Genomic DNA, 20,827 nt, shown 5'->3' with positions numbered 1-20,827 from the left:
ATAGATGACCCGGTTCTTCTGGCTCCTTGAGGACGAGACGGCAACAGCCCGGTACACCGGGGACTTCAATGCCGCGCATAAGTGGGGACTGCCCGGTGTGGAATGCCCCACTTGCGGCGTCACCTGGGGCGGAGCAGGGCACGACTATCCCGGGGTGGACCTGTCCCAACTGCCTGAGCGGGGAGAATTCGAGACGGCGCGGGCCGAGCCTTTCGCCGAGTTCGCACGCCTCCGGGAGCTGGTGCGTCCCCTGGCGCCTCCGAATGCGAAGTTGCCGCCCGGTACCAACTTCGGACCCCTGGTGGGCACGGCCCGTGGAGATTTTGGACCCTTCACCTGGCTCGGCTCTTCGCGGCTGCTGGTGCGTCGAGAAGCGCTGGACCGTCTCCAGGAAGAAGGCCTGCGGGGCCTTCTCTGCTACCGGACAGAGTTGCGGTTCAGGAAGAAGGACCCTCCAGAGCTGCTGGAGCCCCAGATGGAACCTCGCGGCCAGCTCCACCCGGACTGCTTCCTACCGGACGTGCCCTCCCCATGCGTCACCTGCGGCAGGCTCGGGCTCCGCCGCCCGGATGAGCCCATCCTCGACGCAGCCTCCCTGCCCACGGACCTGGACCTGTTCCGGGTAGGCAACTTCGCCACGGTGATAGTCGGCACCGAGCGCTTCAGGGACGCCGTGCGCCGCCTCGAGCTCGACGGCATCACCTTCCGCGAGCTGCCCACACGCTGAGCAGTCCAGGGAGCAGGGGAGCACGGAGGGTCGTCACTGCGTCACATTCGCGAGCCTCTCACTCGTACGAGGTGGGAGGCCCGCCTCATGCCCGCTGCCGCAGCATCCTCGCCCTACCATGAAGAAACCGTCCCGTTTCTCGCCGGTGACGGGCGCGAGCTGAACCTCAAGCACGTCCACGGAGACGAGGAGGCAACCAGGGGACCGGTGGTCCTCGTGCATGGTGCCGGGGTGCGCGCCGACATCTTCCGCGCGCCCGTGCGGCAGACCCTGGTCGATGCGCTCATCGCCGACGGCTACGACGTGTGGCTGGAGAACTGGCGCGCGAGCATCGACGTGGAGCCCAGTGAGTGGACGCTCGACCAGGCCGCCGTCCATGACCACCCGGCCGCCATCCGCACCGTGGTGCGCGAGACAGGCCATGACTCCGTCAAGGCCATCATCCACTGCCAGGGCTCCACCAGCTTCGCGATGTCCGCCGCCGCCGGCCTGCTGCCCCAGGTGGACGTCATCCTCTCCAACGCGGTGACGCTGCACCCCGTCGTTCCCCACGCGGCGGAGGTGAAGCTCAAGCTCGCCATCCCCGTCGTGTCCCGCCTCACGCCCTACCTGGACCCGCAGTGGGGCTTCGGCCCCCCCACGCGCACCGCGAAGGCGCTCGACCTGCTCGTCGGTGCCTTCCACCACGAGTGCGACAACCGCGTCTGCCGCTGGGTCAGCTTTACGTACGGCGTCGGCTTCCCCACGCTGTGGCGCCACGAGAACCTCAACCCCGAGACGCACGACTGGCTCCAGCACGAGTTCGCCAAGGTCCCCCTCTCCTTCTTCCGGCAGATGACCGAGTGCGTGCGCGCGGGGCACCTGCTGCCCGTGGACGACTTCCCCTCGCTGCCGGCGGACGTCGCCGAGCGTGAGCCCCAGACGGACGCGCGCTGGGTCTTCTTCGCCGGCGCGGAGAACCGCTGCTTCCTCCCGGAGAGCCAGCGCCGAAGCTTCGAGCACCTGGAGCGCTTCCGCCCCGGCTACCACGCCCTGCACGTGGTCCCCGGCTACGGCCACCTGGACATGTTCATGGGCCAGGACGCCTCCCGAGATGTCTTCCCCCTCATCCTCGACGAGCTCGACAAGCCGGTGTGACGGAGCCCGCAATGTTCCATCTGCCCAGACGCATCGAAAAGCTGACCGGGCGCTTCTCCCGGGTCGACGGCATTCCCTACGAGCTGCCCATCAACTCGAAGGACTCTCCGGCGTTGATGGCCGCCTTCTCCATCGACGCGGAGAAGGCCGCCCGCCTGCTGCCCGGGGATGAGCTGCACCCCTTCCGCATCAACCGCAAGAGGGGCGTGCTGATGATTACCGTCATCGACTACCGCACCACCGACATCGGTGCGTACATCGAGTTCAGCATCGCGATTGCCTGCACCTTCGGTCCCCGGCCCGCGCATCCGCTGCTGCCGCTCCTGTTCCAGAAGAAGTACGGGCTGGGGCAGTACGTGTTCGACCTGCCCGTCAACACGGAGGTCTCTGTCAAGGGCGGCAAGGGCATCTGGGGCATGCCCAAGCACCTGGGCAACCTGGACTTCAAAATCGAGGATGGCACGGTGAGCAGCCGCTACGACGAGGGCGGCAAGCAGGCGGTGCGCATCGAAATCGACCGGCCGAAGCGCGCGTGGCTGCCGCTGCGCATGGCGGCGGCCAACTACTGCGCGTTCCGCGGCATGTTGATGAAGAGCTACATCTACTTCCGGGGGAAGCTCGGCTTCCGGCTGGGCCGGCGTGCCGGGGCGAGGTTCGTCATCGGTGACCACCCGCGCGTGCAGGCGCTCAAGGACCTGGACATCTCCGGGCGCGCCCTCTTCACCGGCTTCTTCCCGAAGACGAGCGGCGTGCTCGATGACCACTTCGAGGCGTGGTTCCTCAGCCGGCCCACCCTGCCCGCCGACACGTACCCCGAGGGCCTGGAGAGCGTGACGAGCCTGGGGCAGAGCCAGACGCCCATGCCGCCCCCGGGCGGGGCCCCCGCGCTGGCGGACGGGAGCGCCGCGCCGGAAGGCGAGCTGCTCACGATGGAGCAGGAGCTGGTGGAGGAAGTCGTACACCAGCAGTCGCCCGAGCAGGAGGCCCGGCCATGAGCCGGCAGGTGCTCCACCTGTTCAACGCGGGCCTGCTGTTCCTGGGCACGTCGCTGTACCTGGGGACGGGCTGGTCCCTGGTCCTGTTCTCGTTCCCCGTCGCCCCCATGCTGACGGTGGACAACTACTGGCTGCAGTTCGTCCCCCAGCTCACCGAGGCCACGCGGGTCCTCACCGCCGTGACGATGGTGATGCTGGTCTCCGCCGTGGTGCTCTTCTGGTACGAGCGCCGCACCGCGCTGCGCTGGTATCCGCTCATCGTCTTCCTGGGCGTGCTCGCCGCGGGGCTCGTCACCCGCAACCTCATCTTCCCCTACAACCGGGAGATGGCCGCCGGCATCACCGACCCGGAGCGCCTGCAGGTGGTCATCCGCGAGTGGATGGCCCTGAGCCGCATCCGCCTGGCCATCTGGACCGCGGAGTGGGTGGCGATGATGGGCTACTTCGCCCACAAGCTCTTGGCAATGGAGCGGCGGGTGCTGGCGGGGCAGCGTGCCACTCCCTCCAGACGTGAGTTCCGCACCGGCCGCCGCCCCGTGGAGGCCGCGTCATGAGTGCCGCGTCGCGCACCCGCCTGGGGCACCGGCTCCGGGCTCATGAGGAACGGTTTCCCCTGGAGGTCGCGTCATGAGCACCGCATCGTCCACCCGCCTGGAGCGCTGGCTCCTCGCTCATGAGCGGCAGTGGCGCTGGGTGCTCCAGGCCATTGCCTGGGTCACCATCGTCAGCGGTGTGGGCATGATGCTCATGCCGGGCGCCATGCTCGCGCTCCTTCAGGCGGGGACGGACCCGACCAGTCGCCACACCTTCGGCATCGAAGGCATGTTCATGGTGCTGTTCGGTGGGCTGCTCCTGCATGGCCTGAGGCGCCCGCGAGAGAATCGCGTGGCCGTGCTGTGGGGAGGCGTGCAGAAGCTGGCCGCGTTCGGCGCGGTGACGCTGGGCGTGCTGCGCGGAGTCTTCTCTCCGCTCGCGCTCACCGTGTCCCTCTTCGACCTGCTGTCGGGCGTGGCCGTGCTGGGCTACCTCGCCGTGCTGCGCCGCGAGCAGCGGACCGAAGTGGCCGGCCGCACCCGGACCCTCACGGCGAGTGGGGCCGTGACGGAGCCGCTGGGGATGAGCGCTCCCGTGGCGGGGATGCCTCCTTCCGGGCGACCCCGGCCGCTTCCGGCAGTGGACGCCGCCGTGGCGGGTGCGCCTCACACCCGTCCGCTCCAGCCAGAGTCGGTTCCGGGCACGCCCATGACCGCGGTTCCTCCCTCTCAGGCGTCACCGTTGCCGTCGGCGGCCGCGAGCCACCGCAAGCGCTCGCTCATCCTCGCGGGCGGAGGCATGCGCGTGGCGTGGCAGGCCGGCGCCCTGCGCGCGCTCGAGGACGCGGGCCTCACGTTCCAGCACGGCGACGGCACCTCGGGCGGCATCATCAACCTGGCCATGCTGCTGTCCGGCCTGTCTCCGAAGGAGATGTGCGACCGGTGGCGGACGCTCCGGGTGAAGGACTTCGTGTCCTTCGTCTCCCCCGAGCAGTACCTGCGTGCCTGGAAGATGGAGGCCATGGGAGACGCGGACGGCATCGTCCAGCGCGTCTTCCCGCACCTCGGCATCGACGTGGCCGCCATCCGCGCGCACGCTGGGATGGAGGGCTCCTTCAACGTCTGCGACTTCACCCGGAAGACGAACGAGGTCATCCCCCACACGCAGGTGGACCGCGACCTGCTCGTCGCCGGCATCTCCCTGCCCATCTTCATGCCGCCCGTGCGGAAGAACGGCTCCGTGTACACGGACTCCGTCTGGATTCAGGACGCGAATCTGCTGGAGGCCGTGCGCCGGGGCGCGGACGAGCTGTGGGTGCTGTGGTGCATCGGCAACACGCCCACGTACGAGCGCGGCATCTTCCAGCAGTACGTCCACATGATTGAGATGAGCGCCAACGGCGCGCTCTTCGCGCAGCTGGAGCAACTCCAAGACATCAACGCGCGCATCCGTGCGGGCGAGGAGGTGATGGGGCACCGCGAGCCCATCGCCGTCCACCTCATCAAGCCCGAGCGCCCGCTGCCGCTGGACCCGGACTTCTACGCGGGGCACATCACCGCCGCCTCGCTCATCGACATGGGCTACTCGGACGCCTGGCGCTACCTCGCGGTGGCCGGCGACCAGGGACTTCCCCTCACCCCGGAGATGACGCAGATGACCGAACCCGCTCCCGACCTGACCTTCCGCGAAACCATGTCCGGCCCCCTGTCCATGGGCGTCACCGACCCCGTGGCCGGCGCCCACCAGGGCAGGGAGACGCCCTTCACCATGCACTGCACCATCAGCGTGGATGACATGGATGCCTTCGTCCGCGACGACAGCCACGCCGCCCGCCTGGTGGCCCACGTCAGCTACCCGCCCTTCGGCGAGGACCTCCCCGTGCGCCAGGGCAGCTTCAACCTCTTCCGCGCGGGTGACGACCCGAACACCCGAATCATGTCCTACGGGCTGCGCTTCGAGGCGAACGGGAAGGAGTACTACCTGGAGGGCACGAAGACCATCCACGACGACCGGGGCCCGGACCTGTGGCGGGACACCACGCGGCTGTACTCGCAGCTCCATGAGGGCCCGGACGCGCGAGGCCCCGTGGTGGGCTCGGGCGTGCTGAAGCTCGGCGTGGGCCAGTTGCTCAAGCTCATCGCCAGCATGCGCTCGGCCCGGGAGGGCATCGAGGGCGTGAGGGCCGTGGGCCGCTTCGGCAAGTTCTTCCTCGGCACCCTCTGGGACCTCTACGCGCCGCGCGCGCGGAAGGAGGCTCCCGAGCCGCCGGCCGCGGACGCTCCGGAGCGCACCAACGACACACCGGCGCCAGTCTGAGGGGAGGACGTCATGGACGCGGTCAAGGCGCACTACGACGCCATCATCGTGGGCTCGGGCTTCGGCGGCTCGGTGATGGCGTACCGGCTGGCGGAGGCGGGGCTGCGAGTCTGCCTGCTGGAGCGGGGCAGGGCGTATCCGCCCGGCTCCTTCCCTCGAAGTCCCTACGGCATGCGCCGGAACTTCTGGGACCCGAGCGAGGGCATGTACGGCCTGTTCAACCTCTGGTCCTTCAAGGGCCTGGGCGGCGTCGTGTCCGCCGGGCTGGGCGGGGGCTCGCTCATCTATGCCAACGTGCTGCTGCGCAAGGACGAGAAGACCTTCATCCACGAGGACCTGGGCAACGGCGGCTACGAGTCCTGGCCCGTCACCCGCGAGGACCTGGACCCGCACTACGACGAGGTGGAGCGGATGATGGCAGTGCAGCGCTACCCGCTGGAGCACGCGCCCTACTCCTCCACCGCCAAGACGCTCGCCATGAAGCTCGCCGCCGAGCGGCTGGGCCGGAGCGCGGACTGGCAGCTCCCTCCGCTGGCCGTCACCTTCGGCAACCCCGGAGACACGCCCGTGCCGGGCGAGCCAATCCGCGAGGCGCACCCCAACCTCCATGGCCGCACGCGCACCACCTGCCGGCTGTGCGGGGAGTGCGACATCGGGTGCAACTTCGGAAGCAAGAACACGCTCGACTACACGTACCTGTCCGCCGCGAAGCGCCACGGCGCCGAGCTGCGCACCCGCGCCGAGGTGAAGTCCTTCTGGCCCGGGGACGGCGGCGGCTTCGTGGTGCAGTACGTGGACCACTCGGAGGCGCGCGAGGGCGAGCGGCCGGAAGTCTCCTCCGAGCTGCTGCCCCGGGTGACGCTGACCGCGGACCGGCTGGTGCTGTCCGCCGGCACCTTCGGCACCACGTTCCTGCTGCTGAAGAACAAGGAGCACTTCCCGGCGCTCAGCGCGAAGCTGGGTACGCGCTTCTGTGGCAACGGGGACCTGCTGGGCTTCCTGCTCAAGTGCATGGACAGCGCCTCCGGCACGCGGCGGCCTCGCGTACTGGACGGCGGCTTCGGGCCCGTCATCACCAGCGCCCTCCACTTCCGGGGCGAGGAGGAGGGCGGCACCGGACGCGGCTACTACGTGGAGGACGCCGGCTACCCGGAGTTCCTCAACTGGCTGTACGAGGGCGCCGACCAGCTCGCCCTCTTCAAGCGCGGCGCGCGCCTGGCGGGCCGCCTCGCCATGGGCTGGCTGGGCCTCATTCGCGACTCCGACGTGAGCGAGGAGATTGCCAATGTGCTCGGTGACTGCACGGGCTCGGCCACGTCCCTGCCGCTGCTCGCCATGGGCCGGGACATCCCCAACGGCCACATGGAACTGACGAAAGAGGGGATGCTGGACATCGACTGGCGCATGAAGGACTCCAGCGAGTACTTCCGCCGGGTGAAGCAGTCCATGAAGGACATCGCGAAGTCGCTCGAGGGGAAGCTGGTGCACAACCCGCTCGGCCTCTTCAGCCGCGTCATCACCGTGCACCCGCTCGGGGGCTGCCCCATGGGCCGCGCGCCCGAAGAGGGCGTCGTGGATGCGAACGGCGAGGTCTTCGGCCACCCAGGCCTCTACGTGGCCGACGGCGCGGTGATGCCAGGGCCTACCGGACCCAATCCCAGCCTCACCATCGCCGCGCTCGCGGACCGGTTCGCCGAGCACCTCCTCGCGGGGCGCTCGCGCTCCGTCCCCACGGCCCATGCCCGGGGGGACGTGGAGGCACCCACGCCCGAGGCCGTGCCTCCCGCCTGATTCGCGTCGCGGGAAGAGGACCGCACTGCCTCCCCGCCCGGGACGAGGGTGGCTGGAACGAACGTTCCTTCCGCCCTCGGTCCGTCCCCGGCTGCAAGCAGTCGCGCCCACTATTTTCAGCATTGTTGCTTTCTCGCGATTTGAGACAGAGTGCGCCTTCAGTTTCCTTGGAGGGGAGTCAGCTTTGTCTACACGCGCAGGTCTTGCTCGCGGGCTGTGTCTCGCGATGTTGCTATGGAGCGCCGGGGCGTTCGCCCAGCGCACCTCGGTCATCACCGGAACCGTCTCCAATGCCGCCGACCAGAAGCCGCTCGCGGACGCGGTGGTGACGGCCACGTCCCCGCAGCTCCAGGGGGAGCAGACCGTCGTGTCGGACGCCAGCGGCCAGTACCGCCTGCCGCAGCTTCCGTCGGGCACCTACACGGTGCGCGTGGAGCGGGACGGGTACGAGCCCTTCGTGCGCAGCGACATCGTCCTGCGGCTGGACCGCACGGTGCGCGTCAACATCCAGCTGCTGCCCACGTCGCTGGGCGAGACGATTTCAATCACGGCCGCGCCCCCCACGGTGGACGTGGGCTCCAACACCGCGGGCCTGAACGTGGACGCGGACTTCATCCGCAACATCGCCGTCATCCGCCCGGGCTCCAAGGGCTCCGCGTCGCGCTCCTTCGAGTCGCTGGCCGAGCTGGCCCCGGGCGCCACGGAGGACCGCTACGGGGTGAGCGTCAGCGGCAGCTCCTCGCCGGAGAGCCAGTACGTGGTGGACGGCCTGTCCGTGAATGACCCGAGCGTGGGCACGCTGGGCACGCCGCTGTCGGTGGAGTTCGTCCAGGAGGTCAACGTCATCACCGGCGGCTACATGCCCGAGTACGGCCGCTCCACCGGCGGCGTCCTCAACGTCGTCACCAAGTCCGGCTCCAACGAGTTCCACGGCTCCGTCTTCGCCAACATGGCGCCGGGCACGCTCCAGCGCTCGGGGACGGAAATCCGCCAGGAGGGCAGCGTCATCTCCGCCAAGGGCAGCCCGTGGAACCAGGGCGACTTCGGCTTCGACCTGGGCGGCCCCATCATCAAGGACAAGCTCTGGTTCTACGTGGGCGTGGCGCCGTCCTTCAACCGCATCCAGGTGGACCGGCAGCTCAGCGCGTACGAAATCTGCGATGCGGTGGACCCGGCGAACGGCTGCACGGCGGTGAATGCGCGCCGCAGGGACCCGACCACCGGCTTCAACGTGGTGACGCCGATTGAAGGCACCCAGACGCGCCGCTTCGCGGACGAGCGCAGCGTGCAGTACATGACCAAGCTGACGTACCTCTTCAACCCCGACCACAACCTGTCGGTGTCCGTGTTCGGCACGCCGCGCTCCTCCGGCGGCACCGGCAAGTACTCCTTCAGCCGCGACGGAGACCCCGAGGTGTGCGTGGGCCTGTCCTGCACCGGCTTCGTCCAGGGCGCCTACGAGTCCATCGCCACGCGGCGCTCCAACAGCGTCATGGACATCGTCGCGAAGCAGTCCTCGTCGTTCTTCGACAAGAAGTTCCTCGTGGATGCCACGCTGGGCTGGCACCACCAGGCCGACTCCATCCTGCCGTCGGACGGCTCGGCGCTGGGCTCCAGCGACGGCCTGGCCGGGCAGTCCCGCCTGAGCTGGACGCGCAACCGCAACCCGGCGCCGCACTCCATCACCGAGTTCGAGACGCTGCCCGACCCGTCCGTCTGCGGCACCACGCCGCTGGAGCAGGGCACCCGCTGCCCCGTCACCTCCTATTCCACGGGCGGCCCCGGCACCATCAGCGAGCAGGAGCTGGACCGCGTGCAGGGCAAGGTGATGGGCACGTACCTCCTGCAGGCGCTCGGCCACCACATCTTCAAGGCCGGCTTCGACGCGGAGCGCACCAGCTTCTACAACAACCGCGCGCGCACCGGCCGCACCCCCTGGCAGGAGTGCACGAGCGGCGCCTGCTGGTTCAGCCTCAACGAGTACGGCTACCTGTCCACCCCGGACACGCCGGTGTTCCTCGCCAGCAAGGAGGGCACGTCCTCGTCGGTGACGGTGGGCGGCTTCCTCCAGGACAGCTGGTCCGTGTTCGACAAGGTGACGGTGAACGTGGGTCTGCGCTACGACGTGCAGACCATCTACGGCCTGGACGACCAGGTGGGCCTGCACCTGCCCAACCAGTGGTCGCCGCGCATCGGCGCCATCTACGACTTCACCCAGCAGGGGCGCTCCAAGCTGTTCGTCAACTACGCGCGCTTCTACGAAAACGTCCCCCTGGACCTGGCGGACCTGTCCTTCCCGCAGCAGCAGCTGCTGTCCGCCACCTACGCCGCGCCGGCCTGCAACCCGAGCGACCGCGAGTCCCTGCTGACGGGCTGCACGACGCCCAACCGCCAGCGCCTGGGCAACGCCAGCGAGGGCCCCAACCAGACGTGGGATGCCCAGGGCGGAGACCGCGTGCCGGTGGACCCGGACATCCGCGCGCAGTCCGCGGATGAAATCATGTTGGGCGGCGAGTACGACTTGAAGCTCGGCCGCGTCGGCCTCACGTACACGCGGCGCGTGCTCAATGACGTCATCGAGGACATGAGCCGGGACGACGGCAACACGTTCTTCCTGGGCAACCCGGGCAAGGGCTTCTCGTCGGACTTCCCGCTCGCCCGCCGCAACTACGACGCGGTGAACCTGTACTACCAGAAGGCCTTCTCCAACGGCTGGCTGGCCCAGGCCAGCTACACGTGGTCCAAGCTGCGCGGCAACTACTCTGGCCTGTTCCGTGCGGACACCGGGCAGCTGTCGCCCAACCTGACGCGCGACTTCGACCTGCTGTCGCTCACCACCAACCGCGAGGGCCCGCTGCCCGGCGACCGCACGCACTCGTTCAAGGCCTTCGGCGCGCGCGAGTTCGCGCTGACGAGCACCACCAGCTTCAACGTGGGTGGTGGCTACCGGAGCCGCTCGGGCACGCCGCTCAACTACCTGGGCCTGCACCCGCGCCGCAGCGGCTCGGAGACGTTCATCCTCCCGCGCGGCAGCGCCGGTCGGCTGCCCTGGGTGCACAACCTCGACACCCACGTGGGCTTCAGCCAGAAGCTGGCGAAGGACTACACGCTGAGCCTGTCCATGGACGTGTTCAACCTCTTCAACTTCCAGCAGGTCACCGCCGTGGACCAGACGCTGGCGCTCAACCGCGTGTACGCCATCGAGCAGGGCGGCAAGCAGGCGGACCTGTCGGCGTGCCTCGACGCGTACAACCCCGACTGCCGGGTCGTCCCCATCGCGGAGACTGAGTACACCGTGCTCCCCGACGGGACGCGGCTGCCGCGCATCCGCCAGTCCGACATCAACCCCAACTTCAAGCGCCCCACGGCGTACCAGGCGCCGCGCTCCATCCGCTTCGGCGCGAAGCTGAGCTTCTAGCCCCGCGCTCGAAAGGACACCTTCCGATGAAACTCCGATTGATGGGATTGAGCGTAGGCGTGGCGACCGCCGCGGTGGCCGTGGTGGCCTGCAATGTCGAGGACCCGGAGCCGCAGTGCGTGGTGGCCCGGGCGAGCATCGACGGCTCCACCGGCTCGTTCGCGGCGACGTACACCCTGAAGCCCGGGCAGAACCCGGACCTGCAGTGCGCACGGCTCCAGCCGGAGCGGGTGGGCCTGCAGAAGTTCTTCAGCGAGGACCCCAGCGCGGCGGACACCGTGGCGGTGCGCAGTGCACGGCTGGGGACGCTGGGGCGGAACTTCGCGTCGCGGCCGGACCCGGACCCCACGCACACGACGTACTCGGTGGGCCCGTTCGCCAGCGCGGCGCCGGGGCCGGACAACTTCTGCAACGTGCCCACGTTGACGCCCGCCCGGCTGGACGTGCCCGCCTCGGCGGCGGGCCTGCCGGACGGCGGGGTGCTGCCGGATGGAGGCCCCGCGGCCCTGCCGGCGCAGAGCTTCGGGTACGAGTGGTCCAACCTGCGCATCTACAACACGCCGGGGATTCCGGGCACGCAGTTCGCCGCGGAGCTGCGGTACACGGAGAACGGCTGCACCGCGGAGTACACCGCCAAGGGCATCTGGCCGGTGGTGGCGTGCGGGCTCAGCGACGGCGGCGTCAACGAAGTGGCGTGTGACCCGTACGCGGACTTCGACGCGGGGCGGACGCGCGGCTCGGGCATCAACCCGCTCTTCCCCGTGAAGTGCGACCCGGTGGCGCTCATCTGCGTGCTCACGGGCGAGGTGCCGTCGGAAGAGCCGTAGCCGAGACACGGATGCGGTGACTTCGTCAACGGGCCCGGTGGAGCGACGCTGCTCCGCCGGGCCCGTGCGCGTTTCAGGACCCATCTCGACTTTTCAAACGCGGGACGCTACATGGTCGCGCCGCTTCAGCGAGCGCCTCGGCGGCCACGGTCCTGTGCATGCTTTCGGTTCCCTTCTTCGGCACCGCCACGGAGCTCAGTCGCTTCACCTCCCGCGCCGGCACATCGGTGGTGTTGGCGAGCGCGAGCGGCACGGAGAGCGCCTTCCCGCCGGAGCTGGCGGACCGCATCTTCGCGTGGTCCCCGGACGTGAAGCTGGCTTCCGCGAGTCCGGAGGCACTCCGGGGTGTGGGGGACGCCGTCCACGCGGGGGATGTCTTCATCTTCGCGGATGGGAAGCTGTGCTGGCGGAGTGAGCCTGCGCTGAACCTGGACACGCAGGCGCTGGCGACGCAGGCGGTGTCGCTGTTCATCAGCGCGCTGTCGCAGCAGGGGTATGTCCGGCTCAAGCAGCGCGAGCGCAACGACGCCATCCTCACCCGCGTGAAGCTCATTGCCATGGAGCGGCTGCTGAAGAACCGGGCGAAGCGGGCCTCCCGCGCGAAGCCCGCGCCCGAGCCCGTGGCCGTGGATGACCCGTACCTGTTGCTGGGGCTGACGCCGGGGGCGTCGTTCGAGGAGGCGCGGGCGGCACGCAACGTGCTGCTTCAGCAGTACCACCCGGACAAGGTGGCGGGGCTGGGGCCGAAGCTCCGCGAGGTGGCGGAGGCGGAGACGAAGCGCATCAACGCGGCGTTCGCGAGCCTCCTGGCGCCGGTGCGGGCGGGGCGGGGCCGGCGGGAGTAGGCCCGAGGGTGAGGGGCGCCCTTGTGCTCCTGCTGTTCCTACCGCGTGGGCAGCTCGCGGATGGTGAGGCCGTCGAGTTCCAGGCGGCGCACGGCCTCGATGAAGCGCTCGGTGCCGATGACCATGGTGGCGAAGTTGCCAACGCGGAAGAGGTCCAGATCGGTGGGCAGGGACGCGGCGTCGAGGATGGGTTCGTCTGGCCGGGTGAGGTCAAGCCGGCCGCAGGTGGTGCAGGGTGGAGGCACGTCCGACGGAATGCAGTCAGGATGCAGCCGGCCAAGCGGTTCAATTTGAAGCTCCAGCAGCTCTGGCGGGTTCTTCTGCCGGAATCGCAGCTCCGTGCGGCAGCCGAGGAGGCCCCGCACGCCTTCGGCCTGGAGGCGCTCCAGCGTCTCCCGGCGCACCAGCAGCACCTCGATTATCCAGCTGAAGGCTGGCAGCTTTCCAAACGCGGTGCCCACCAGCGGTCCGAAGCGTGTACCGGGTGGCAATGTCGCATTCGGGGGCGCCAGGGGGCGCACCAACTCGCGCAGGCGCGCGAACTCGGTGAAGGGCTCGGGTCTGGCCCTCTCGAACTCCTTCCGTTCTGGCAGTTGCGACAGGTCCACACTCGGGTACTGGTGGCCCGCCCCGCCCCAGGTGGCGCCACACGTGTGACACCTCGCTCCGGGTAGCCCCCATTTGTGCGCGCCGTGGGCTTCGCCGCCGTGCTTCGCGGCGACCGCGTCGTCCTCATCCACCCAGAAGAATCGGCTCATCCGTCCTCACGTTCCAGGGCGGGAATAGTAGGGCTGAACGGGGCCGCCGATGAGCTCGAAGCGGTGGATGAGTTCCCCCGCGTGCTTGAAAATCTGTTCGGGCGTAGCAACGGGCTTCGCCTTCACGAAGTCTCGCCAGGCTTGGTTCCACCGCCCCCCACGTCCCCCCACGCTGTGAATCCTGAGGTGCAGGTCACGAGGGATGGGCATCGTGTAGTCGTGGATGTTGACGCCCTGGCGCACGAACCACGCCTTCAATTCCGGCTCCTGGGGAAAGACATGGTGCTTCTCCCAGCGCCCGGGCGTCAGTTGCCGTGAAGGGGGGATGACTCGCTCGGGCCCGCCGTTCCAGTTGGGGAAGACCATGACGGCCCCACCAGGAAGCTTTCCCGCGCCGCCCCAGTTCCTCCGCGGGCCCCTGCCCGGTGAAGCAGCCGGGGGGCGCGCCCCCGGGAAGCGCGCCAGCTCGACTTCACCGGGCAGGTCCTCGCAGCGGTAGAAGCCGCAGGTGTCACCCAGGCACAGGAGGGTGACGCACCGGTCCTCCCGAGAGTCGTCGCACTCGACCTCCGCATTTTCCCAAGCCTGCTCCAGGGGCGTGTGCGGTGCGGTGGCGCAGCCCAGCCACGCCACGGCAAGCAATGAAACGCAGACGACGCGAAGAGTCCGCATAGACGGCGGAACCTAGCATCGGGTCGGCGACGCTCGTCCACTCGCACAAGTTCGAGCGCGCCGCCTCCGCGCGCCACCATGGCGGCCTGGGGCTCTTCATCGCCCGGCAGATTGTCGACGGACATGGCGGTTCCATCCGCGTCGCAGCGAGCCTGGACGCGGCGCCACCTTCGAGGTGCGTCCGCGCTGCAATCCCGTAACGGGAGTGCGATAGTCATGACCCTCCAAGGGAGGGGCTCATGAAGAAGACGCTGGGAGTCTGGCTGGTCCTGCTGGGTGTGGGCTGTGCCCATGCACCGAAGACATCCGGGGAGGCTGGGACCCAGCCTTCCACCAATGCCGAGGCGCTGTCCGCCCGCGCCGACGCGTCGTACCTGGCGCTGGACTTCCCCTCCTGCGCGGAGCGGTTCAGTGAGGTGGCCGGGTCCTGCGCGGACGACGACTGCCGCGCCACGGCCTTCTACCGGGCGGCGGGCTGCGCCGCGCTGGGCGGTGACGCCTCAAAGGCGCTCGGCCTGCTGAAGCGCTCGGCCGACAGCGGCTACCTGGAGGCGGAGCACCTGCGCTTCAACCCGGAGCTGACCTCGCTCCATGCCCACTCCGACTGGAGCACGGTGGTGGCCCGCGTGGAGGCGAACCGCCAGAAGCAGCCGGACCTGCCGCCTCCGGCGATACCCATCGCCACGCTGGGCGCCATCGACGCGTATGGCTCGCGCCGCGTCAACGCCGAGATTGTCAGCCGCCTGCTGGGGTACGAGCTGGGGAAGCCCGCCGTGCACAGCAAGGCCTTCTTCGAGCTGACGGAGCGGACCCTGCGCGAGAAGTACAACCTCGCCTTCGCGAACGTGGCGTTCGTCTACTTCTTCGCGGGCGAGGACAAGTTCCGCGCCTTCGTCACCGTGGACATGGTGGACGCGGAGGACTCGCACCGGCTGCGCTTCCTCCCCAAGCCTTCGGGCCACCCGGAGGACCCCGAGGGCCTCGTCGCCCGGTGGCGGGCCTTTGAGGAGAGGGCCTTCCAGCTCATGCAGTCCGGCGAGCTCAACCCGTCCGAGCCCCGCTGCCGCGTCACCCACTGCCCCATCAGCTTCGGCCACCCGGAGCTCGAGCCCCTGGAGACGTACTTCGTCGAGAAGGTGCCCGCCGCGGCGGATGCGCTGGCGCGGGTGCTGCGCGAGGAGTCCGACGCGGAGTCACGCGCGTCCGCGGCCTTCCTGCTCGCGTACGCCTCCACGCCGGAGCAGATGGTGGAGCGGCTGGTGCCCTACATCCGAGACCCCGACAGCCACGTGCGCAACAACGTACTGCGCGTGCTGCTCGCCACCCAGGAGAAGGCGGAGAAGCCCCTGGTGGACATCGCCGTGGTGGTGGACGCGACCTCCCTGCCGGAGACCTCGGACCGCAACAAGTCCCTCTTCCTGCTCGAGTATCTGCTGACTGACTTGAAGCCCGACGCACTCAAGGCGCAGCAGGCTCCGCTCATCCGACAGCTCGGCCCGCTGCTGGTGGACATGGCGGCGCTCAACCAGCCCATCAACCGCGAGCCCGCGGTCAACGTCCTCAAGCTGCTGTCGGGAAAGGACCTCGAGACCGCCGAGCAGTGGAAGGCGTGGCTCGCGCAGCAGCCGAAGTAGGCGGAAGGGCTCTTGGGTCAGGCCCGCTCCAAGGCCCAGGTGGGAAGGGCCTCCAGGAAGCGCTTGTCCGGAGAGTCCGGCAGGTCGGCGTAGGCGACCGAGAACTCGTGCAGCGCGGCCCCGGCGAGCCCGTGGGCCACCTGCCGCGCGTAGTCGATGGAGCCGTACCGGTCCATCTGCTCGCGAATCCACCGCACGTCCTCCCCGGTCCGCTCCGAGCGGGGCTGGCCGAGGAGACGTGCGAGCCGCCCCCGCTCATCCGGAGTGGAGGCGGCGAGCAGGTGGATGACCATGAGGGTGCGCTTGCCCTCCAGCAGGTCCCCGTTCCGCTCCTTGCCGTAGCGGGCCTCGTCGCCGATGAGGTTGAGCAGGTCGTCCTGGAGCTGGAAGGCGGCGCCGACGAAGAAGCCGAAGCGGAAGTAGCGGTCCAGGTCCACGCCATCCCGCGTGCCGATGAGCGCGCCGAGCCGGGTGGGGTAGATGGTGGTGTACCAGCACGTCTTCTTGAGGACCATGCGCAGGTAGTCGGACTCGCCCAGGTCGGTGGCGTTGCGCTGGCGCCAGTCCAGCTCCAGCGCCTGTCCCTCCACGGACTCGCGCGCCATCCGCTCCGCCTCTTCCATGATGCGCAGCGCGAGCCGGGGGCCCAGCCGCCCCACGTTGTCGATGAGCGGGCGCAGGCTGAGCACGGCGAGCGCGTCCCCCACGTTGATGGCCATGGGGATGCCATGGAGCCGGTGCAGCGTGGGGCGCCCGCGCCGCTCCTCGCTCTCGTCCTCCACGTCGTCGTGGACGAGGAAGGCGTTGTGGAGCAGTTCGATGGCGGCGGCGGAGTTCAGCGCGTCCGCCGGGTTCGCGCCGAAGGCACGCGCGGTGGCCATGCAGAGGCTGGCGCGCAGGGCCCGGCCTCCGCGCTCGGGGTAGTCCGCGACGAGCGCCTGGAAGGCGCGGCCGGACGTGCCGCCCTTCAGGTACTCACGCATCCGCGTCTGCGCGGCGCCGCCGTACTCCGCGAGCACCTCCCGCACGAGGGTCGCCGCTGGCGTGGCGGGGGTCATCCGGGGCCTCCGTGCATCGAAGCACGAGCCGCTGTGCGGCTCATCGGAGCACGAGCCGCATGGCGGCTCATCGGGGCACGAGCCGCACGGCGAGGGTGCCGCATGGGAGGCCCGTCCTCAGGTCGAGGATGACGCCCGTGTAGATGCCGGGGGGCGAGGCGTCTGGAACGCGGAGGCGGAGGATGACGCGTCCTTCCTCCGGGTCCGAGGTGAGGCTCACGTCCGTGAGCGGAGGCAGTCCGGGCTCCGTCCCGCGCAGGTCCACCACGCGCAGGGACGCTCCGGACGCGCGCGGGCGCAGGTCCACCGAGACTTCCACCCTCCGGGCCGACTCGAGGTCGAGCGTGAGGATGGGGGAGGGCGCGGCCCGAGCCTCCGGCCCCACCGTGCCGGAGGCGGCGGGCGCGGGTGCCTGCCGCACGGCCGGGGCTGGCGGCGGCGCTTCCGGCGTCGGCTCTGGCGGCCTGCCCACGTGGAAGGGCCCCGCCATGCCCACGGGCGAGGGAAAGCCTCCGCCGCCTGTCATGCCCATCAGCTCCATCCAGACGCTCGCGAAGTCCATGAAGCTGCGGACCAGGGGCTCCATGCGAGCGTTCATCCCTCCAGCGGCGGGGCCGCCCAGGTACGGCGCCCACATCATCCGCGCGACGTTCTGTCCCTGGCGCAGGTACTCCCCGACGACCTGGTAGCCCAGCTCCACCCCGCGAGACACGGCGTCCGCCGCGGCGGGCTCGTTCCCGGGGGGCTGGGGCATCCCGGGGAACGGAGGCATGCCCGGAGGCCCGAAGGCGCTCCACCAGTTCCGGATGGGCTGCGTGCGCTCCGGCTCCGGACGCCTCACCCGCTCATGGCCTTCCATTCACACCTCCAGCAAGCAGAACGCCGCTCATGGGTGGTCGTACCCCACGATGTCCTCCAGCCTCGGGACACCCGCCACCGCGTGTGCCGCCAGCCGCCCGGACATCACCGCGGCCTCCACACAGCCCAGGTTGATGCCACAGTCTGTCCAATCCCCCGCGACGGTGAGGTTGTCGTAGGTGTTGTCGAGCGGGGAGATGCGGAAGCGCAGGCTGCCGGGCAGCGAGAGCGTGTAGCGGTCCGTGGGATTCACATTCGCCGTCCAGTACTGCGAGGCGAAGCGCGCCTCGCCCGTGGCGCGTGGCGGCTCGCCGGGCCGCTCATGCGGGTCCATCAGCAGCTCCCACCGGAACTCGCCGGGGGAGCGACAGGCCCTCGGCCAGAGGTGACAGAGGTCTCTCCGCAGGAAGCGCACGGCGTTGCGCCGCACCCGCTCATGCTGCTCGTCCGGGAAGGCGGGGCGCTCCTGCTCCGCCTCCGGCACGTCCGGCAGCGCGCTGCAGAAATAGGCGATGGCCTGCGGCGGCCGGGCCCAGCCTTCCTCCGGCGCCAGCGCGGTCATGTCCGCCCAGGTGTCGAAGGGGGTGATGAAGCCGGAGAGGTTGATGGGCGCCTCATGCCAGCCCAGCTCCCGCATGCTCGCGCTCAGCCAGAGCTGGACGGCCTGGGTGGGCACCGTCTTCACGTGCTCCACCATGTCGCGCCAGCGGGAGTCCGCCTCCACCAGGTCCCTGCAGGCGTGGCGGACCGCGCCGCCGCCCACCGCCAGGACGACCAGGTCGAAGTCCTGGCCCACGCGCAGCGTCCGCGTGCCCGTCTTCCGCCGCTCCCAATGGGACTCGAACTTCCACGCCTCCTGCTCCAGCCGCTCCCCGTCCACGAGCTGTCGCCAATCCGGGACGGCGGGCCAGCACGGCAGGCCCCGCACGTCCACGAGCGGCTGGTACTCACCGCCGTCCTTCACCTCGGCCTGCACGTCGAAGTCGAGGGCCTCGAGGTAGGGGCGCTCGCCGGGCGCGAGCCGGGCCGGGTCCACCCGACGGACGTTCTCCAGGCGGTGGAAGAACTCGAAGCGCACGCCGCGCCGCTTCAGCACCTCGTAGTACGGGGCGAAGACGACGTCGCCCATGCTGCCCCGCATCTTCCAGAAGAAGGCGCCCCGGTAGGTGAAGAACGAGCGGAAGGACGCGCGCAGGGCCTGCCCGGCGGCGATGCGGGGCCGCTCGGGGTCGCCCTGCTCGTAGGCGAAGGCAAGGTCATAGAGCGCCCGCGTGAAGGCGCTGTTGAGGGAGCGCTCCGAGGCGCCGTTGAGCCGAAGCCACTCCCGGCAGTCGTAGTCGTTGATGGCGTCCAGCCCGCGCGGGTCCGTCAGCAGGCGGAAGCGGAGCACGCCGCGGACGATGGCCAGCACCAGGTCGGCGATTTCCCAGACGCGCCTCAGCTCGTCATCCCCGTCGATGCGCTGCTCGAGCTGGACGCGCAGTGCGGCGGCCACCTCTTCCTGGAAGCGCAGCAGCAGGCTCTCCGGAAGGCGCTGGGGCGTGCCGAGCGCGGCGCCCAGCAGCCGCAGGGCCTCGGATAGGGCGGTGCCCGTGGCCAGCGCGCCGTACTTGAGCAGGCGCCTCATCGCCTCACGGAGCGTCTCGGCTGTCTCCGGGCGCGCGGAAGGCTCGGGCGCGGGCGCTGTCACCCGCGCGGTGACGACCAGGGTGCGCAGCAACTCCAGGCACCGCTTCAGGTAGTCCGCCAGCGTCAGGAGGGGCGGGGCGCGCCCGGGGTCTCCCGGCAGCCCCTCGAAGGCGGGGAAGTGGACCGTCCATGGCGACCAGCGCTCGCCGGAGGCCCAGTCCGCGGCCCCGATGAAGTGGGCGGGACTGAAGGCGTCCCGCCAGTCCGTCAGCCGCGAGGTCGCCGGCTCACGCCCCAGCTCCGCGTAGCATTCGCGCAGCAGCCGGAACGCGTTCTCGTAGTAGCCCATCCACAGGTGCAGCCCGTGCTCCTGGATGCGCTCGGCGGGCCCCCGGCCCGAGGCGCCCTTGCCGCCCAGCCTCCAGCCAAGCTGGTACACGGTGACGCGGTAGCGTCCCTGGTGCTCCGGCCGGGTCAGCTCGAACGCGGCGGTGATTCCCGCACAGCCACCACCGATGACCACGACATGGATGGGTTTGCCCTGGCGCATCGCCGGCCATTGGTAGGGTTCACGGGGAAGCCCGTCAATCGCGGGAGCCCGTCATGAAGGACTTTCGCCGGGCGCTGTCTGGATACCGACCTGTGGGTTGCCCGCCAGGGCATGAGGATGTCTGTGAATGACCATGGGATGAGGCCGCCGTGGCCTCCAGAGATTCGACCCGCCGCATGGCCGTCCCTTGAGGATGCGCTGTCCCTCCCCAGGTTGAGGCTGAAGCGCGGGTCCGGAAGGGGGGAGCGTGGAACCTGGTGGCCCATGAGTCGCCAGTCGACGGCCCGGCCCCGCCTTCCCACCCCAGCCGGGGCGGGAGGGAGCCGCCGGCAAGGAGGCAGTGATGGCGGAGACTCCTTCCGAGGACAGGATGCAGGCGGACTTCGGCATGTCGGAGGCCTCCGACGCGCTCCGGCTCTGGAATGCCCTGGTCCTGTCCATGGCGGGCTTCTGGCAGCAGCAGGGCCTGGCCATGGGCCAGCTCTTCGACCAGGGACGGAAGGGGCAGCTCGGAGTCTCGCAGCTGGTGAGCTTCTCCTTCGCCACCTGGCTGCGGGGAATGTCGCTGTGGCTGACCCCCGGGCGGCTCGCGAGCGCGCAGGGCCAGGTCCCCAGCCTCATCTTCATCATCGATAGGGATTCCGAGTCGCCTCCTCCCCAGAAAGTCATGCTGACGGCGGCCGTGGATGAGTCGGAGCTGGAGCTGACTCCCATCATGAAGTTCGGAGGGCCCGCCGAGCGCATGCCGGGCGGCGAGCCGGCCGCCGTCCTGAGCGCCCGCGGAATCGAGTGTCACGTCACCGATGGGGGCACGCAATTGGAGGTGCGGCTCGTCGGCCTGAGCGGGCAGACCCTCGACCCGGGCTTCTACGCCGGCATCGTGTATTCGAAGCGCCGGGGCGAGGCGCACCGCTGGCCCCGGGCCTTCATCTGGATATTCGCCGCGCTCTCCGGAGCGGGAGGCGGCTGAGCCCTGCTTCGAGCTCCAGAGTAGGGGTCGCCCGCGCCGTCACGAGTGCCCCCGGAGGACTCCCTCTCCTTGGCCCATCGTGCGCGGCCTGCCGCGGGAAGGGGAGAC

General features: G+C 69.8%; 16 protein-coding genes. 11 read left to right on the top strand and 5 right to left on the bottom strand.

Annotated elements, in window-relative coordinates:
* Positions 1-4 precede the first annotated feature (4 nt).
* From sitI6 (G4D85_RS30120) to G4D85_RS30080, 9 genes are all read left to right on the top strand, one after another.
* Positions 5-727: a SitI6 family double-CXXCG motif immunity protein gene (gene sitI6, locus G4D85_RS30120; protein ID WP_164017486.1), complete on the top strand. Its 723-nt coding sequence runs from the start codon at positions 5-7 to the stop codon at positions 725-727.
* An 87-nt stretch (positions 728-814) separates the two neighbouring features.
* Positions 815-1,864, top strand: coding sequence for an alpha/beta hydrolase family protein (locus G4D85_RS30115; protein WP_164017485.1), 1,050 nt, complete (start codon positions 815-817; stop codon positions 1,862-1,864).
* A gap of 11 nt (positions 1,865-1,875) precedes the next feature.
* A complete protein-coding gene (locus G4D85_RS30110) occupies positions 1,876-2,859 on the top strand; it encodes an acetoacetate decarboxylase family protein (RefSeq protein WP_164017484.1) in 984 nt (327 codons plus the stop codon).
* Entirely contained in the window at positions 2,856-3,413 is a 558-nt protein-coding gene (locus tag G4D85_RS30105) for a hypothetical protein (RefSeq protein WP_164017483.1), read from the top strand. Before G4D85_RS30110 ends, G4D85_RS30105 begins: the two co-directional genes overlap by 4 nt.
* 73 nt (positions 3,414-3,486) lie before the next feature.
* Positions 3,487-5,709, top strand: coding sequence for a patatin-like phospholipase family protein (locus tag G4D85_RS30100; protein WP_164017482.1), 2,223 nt, complete (start codon positions 3,487-3,489; stop codon positions 5,707-5,709).
* Positions 5,710-5,721: 12 nt separating this feature from the next.
* Positions 5,722-7,500 carry a GMC oxidoreductase gene (locus G4D85_RS30095; protein WP_164017481.1) on the top strand — a complete coding sequence of 593 codons (1,779 nt, stop codon included), beginning with the start codon at positions 5,722-5,724 and terminating at the stop codon, positions 7,498-7,500.
* Between the two features lie 226 nt (positions 7,501-7,726).
* A complete protein-coding gene (locus tag G4D85_RS30090; RefSeq protein WP_164017480.1) occupies positions 7,727-10,918 on the top strand; it encodes a TonB-dependent receptor in 3,192 nt (1,063 codons plus the stop codon).
* Between the two features lie 59 nt (positions 10,919-10,977).
* Positions 10,978-11,745 carry a hypothetical protein gene (locus G4D85_RS30085; RefSeq protein WP_338052917.1) on the top strand — a complete coding sequence of 256 codons (768 nt, stop codon included), beginning with the start codon at positions 10,978-10,980 and terminating at the stop codon, positions 11,743-11,745.
* A 158-nt stretch (positions 11,746-11,903) separates the two neighbouring features.
* Positions 11,904-12,590, top strand: a complete 687-nt coding sequence (locus G4D85_RS30080; protein ID WP_164017479.1) for a J domain-containing protein — start codon at positions 11,904-11,906, stop codon at positions 12,588-12,590.
* A gap of 38 nt (positions 12,591-12,628) precedes the next feature.
* On the opposite strand, the gene sitI6 (G4D85_RS30075) is transcribed toward G4D85_RS30080, so the two are convergent.
* Both sitI6 (G4D85_RS30075) and sitA6 read right to left on the bottom strand, forming a co-directional pair.
* On the bottom strand, positions 12,629-13,348 hold the full coding sequence (gene sitI6 / locus G4D85_RS30075; RefSeq protein WP_164017478.1) for a SitI6 family double-CXXCG motif immunity protein: 720 nt from the start codon (positions 13,346-13,348) through the stop codon (positions 12,629-12,631).
* Between the two features lie 6 nt (positions 13,349-13,354).
* Positions 13,355-14,020, bottom strand: a complete 666-nt coding sequence (gene sitA6 / locus G4D85_RS30070; protein WP_164017477.1) for a SitA6 family polymorphic toxin lipoprotein — start codon at positions 14,018-14,020, stop codon at positions 13,355-13,357.
* A gap of 239 nt (positions 14,021-14,259) precedes the next feature.
* Between sitA6 and G4D85_RS30065 the strand changes: the two genes are divergently transcribed.
* Complete coding sequence (locus tag G4D85_RS30065; RefSeq protein WP_164017476.1) at positions 14,260-15,654, top strand: HEAT repeat domain-containing protein; 1,395 nt, start codon at positions 14,260-14,262, stop codon at positions 15,652-15,654.
* Between the two features lie 17 nt (positions 15,655-15,671).
* Here G4D85_RS30065 and G4D85_RS30060 read toward each other — a convergent pair whose 3' ends face one another.
* From G4D85_RS30060 to G4D85_RS30050, 3 genes are all read right to left on the bottom strand, one after another.
* Entirely contained in the window at positions 15,672-16,712 is a 1,041-nt protein-coding gene (locus G4D85_RS30060; RefSeq protein WP_164017475.1) for a polyprenyl synthetase family protein, read from the bottom strand.
* Positions 16,713-16,779: 67 nt separating this feature from the next.
* A complete protein-coding gene (locus G4D85_RS30055; protein ID WP_164017474.1) occupies positions 16,780-17,571 on the bottom strand; it encodes a hypothetical protein in 792 nt (263 codons plus the stop codon).
* A 27-nt stretch (positions 17,572-17,598) separates the two neighbouring features.
* Positions 17,599-19,749 carry an FAD-dependent oxidoreductase gene (locus G4D85_RS30050; RefSeq protein ID WP_164017473.1) on the bottom strand — a complete coding sequence of 717 codons (2,151 nt, stop codon included), beginning with the start codon at positions 19,747-19,749 and terminating at the stop codon, positions 17,599-17,601.
* A gap of 343 nt (positions 19,750-20,092) precedes the next feature.
* On the opposite strand from G4D85_RS30050, the gene G4D85_RS30045 reads away from it, so the two are divergent.
* Positions 20,093-20,719, top strand: a complete 627-nt coding sequence (locus G4D85_RS30045) for a hypothetical protein (protein WP_164017472.1) — start codon at positions 20,093-20,095, stop codon at positions 20,717-20,719.
* Positions 20,720-20,827 lie beyond the last annotated feature (108 nt).

The organism is Pyxidicoccus trucidator (assembly GCF_010894435.1).
Taxonomy (GTDB): Bacteria; Myxococcota; Myxococcia; order Myxococcales; family Myxococcaceae; genus Myxococcus; species Myxococcus trucidator.
Note: the sequence above shows the minus strand (reverse complement) of the source record. Positions and strands in the feature narration are given on the sequence as shown.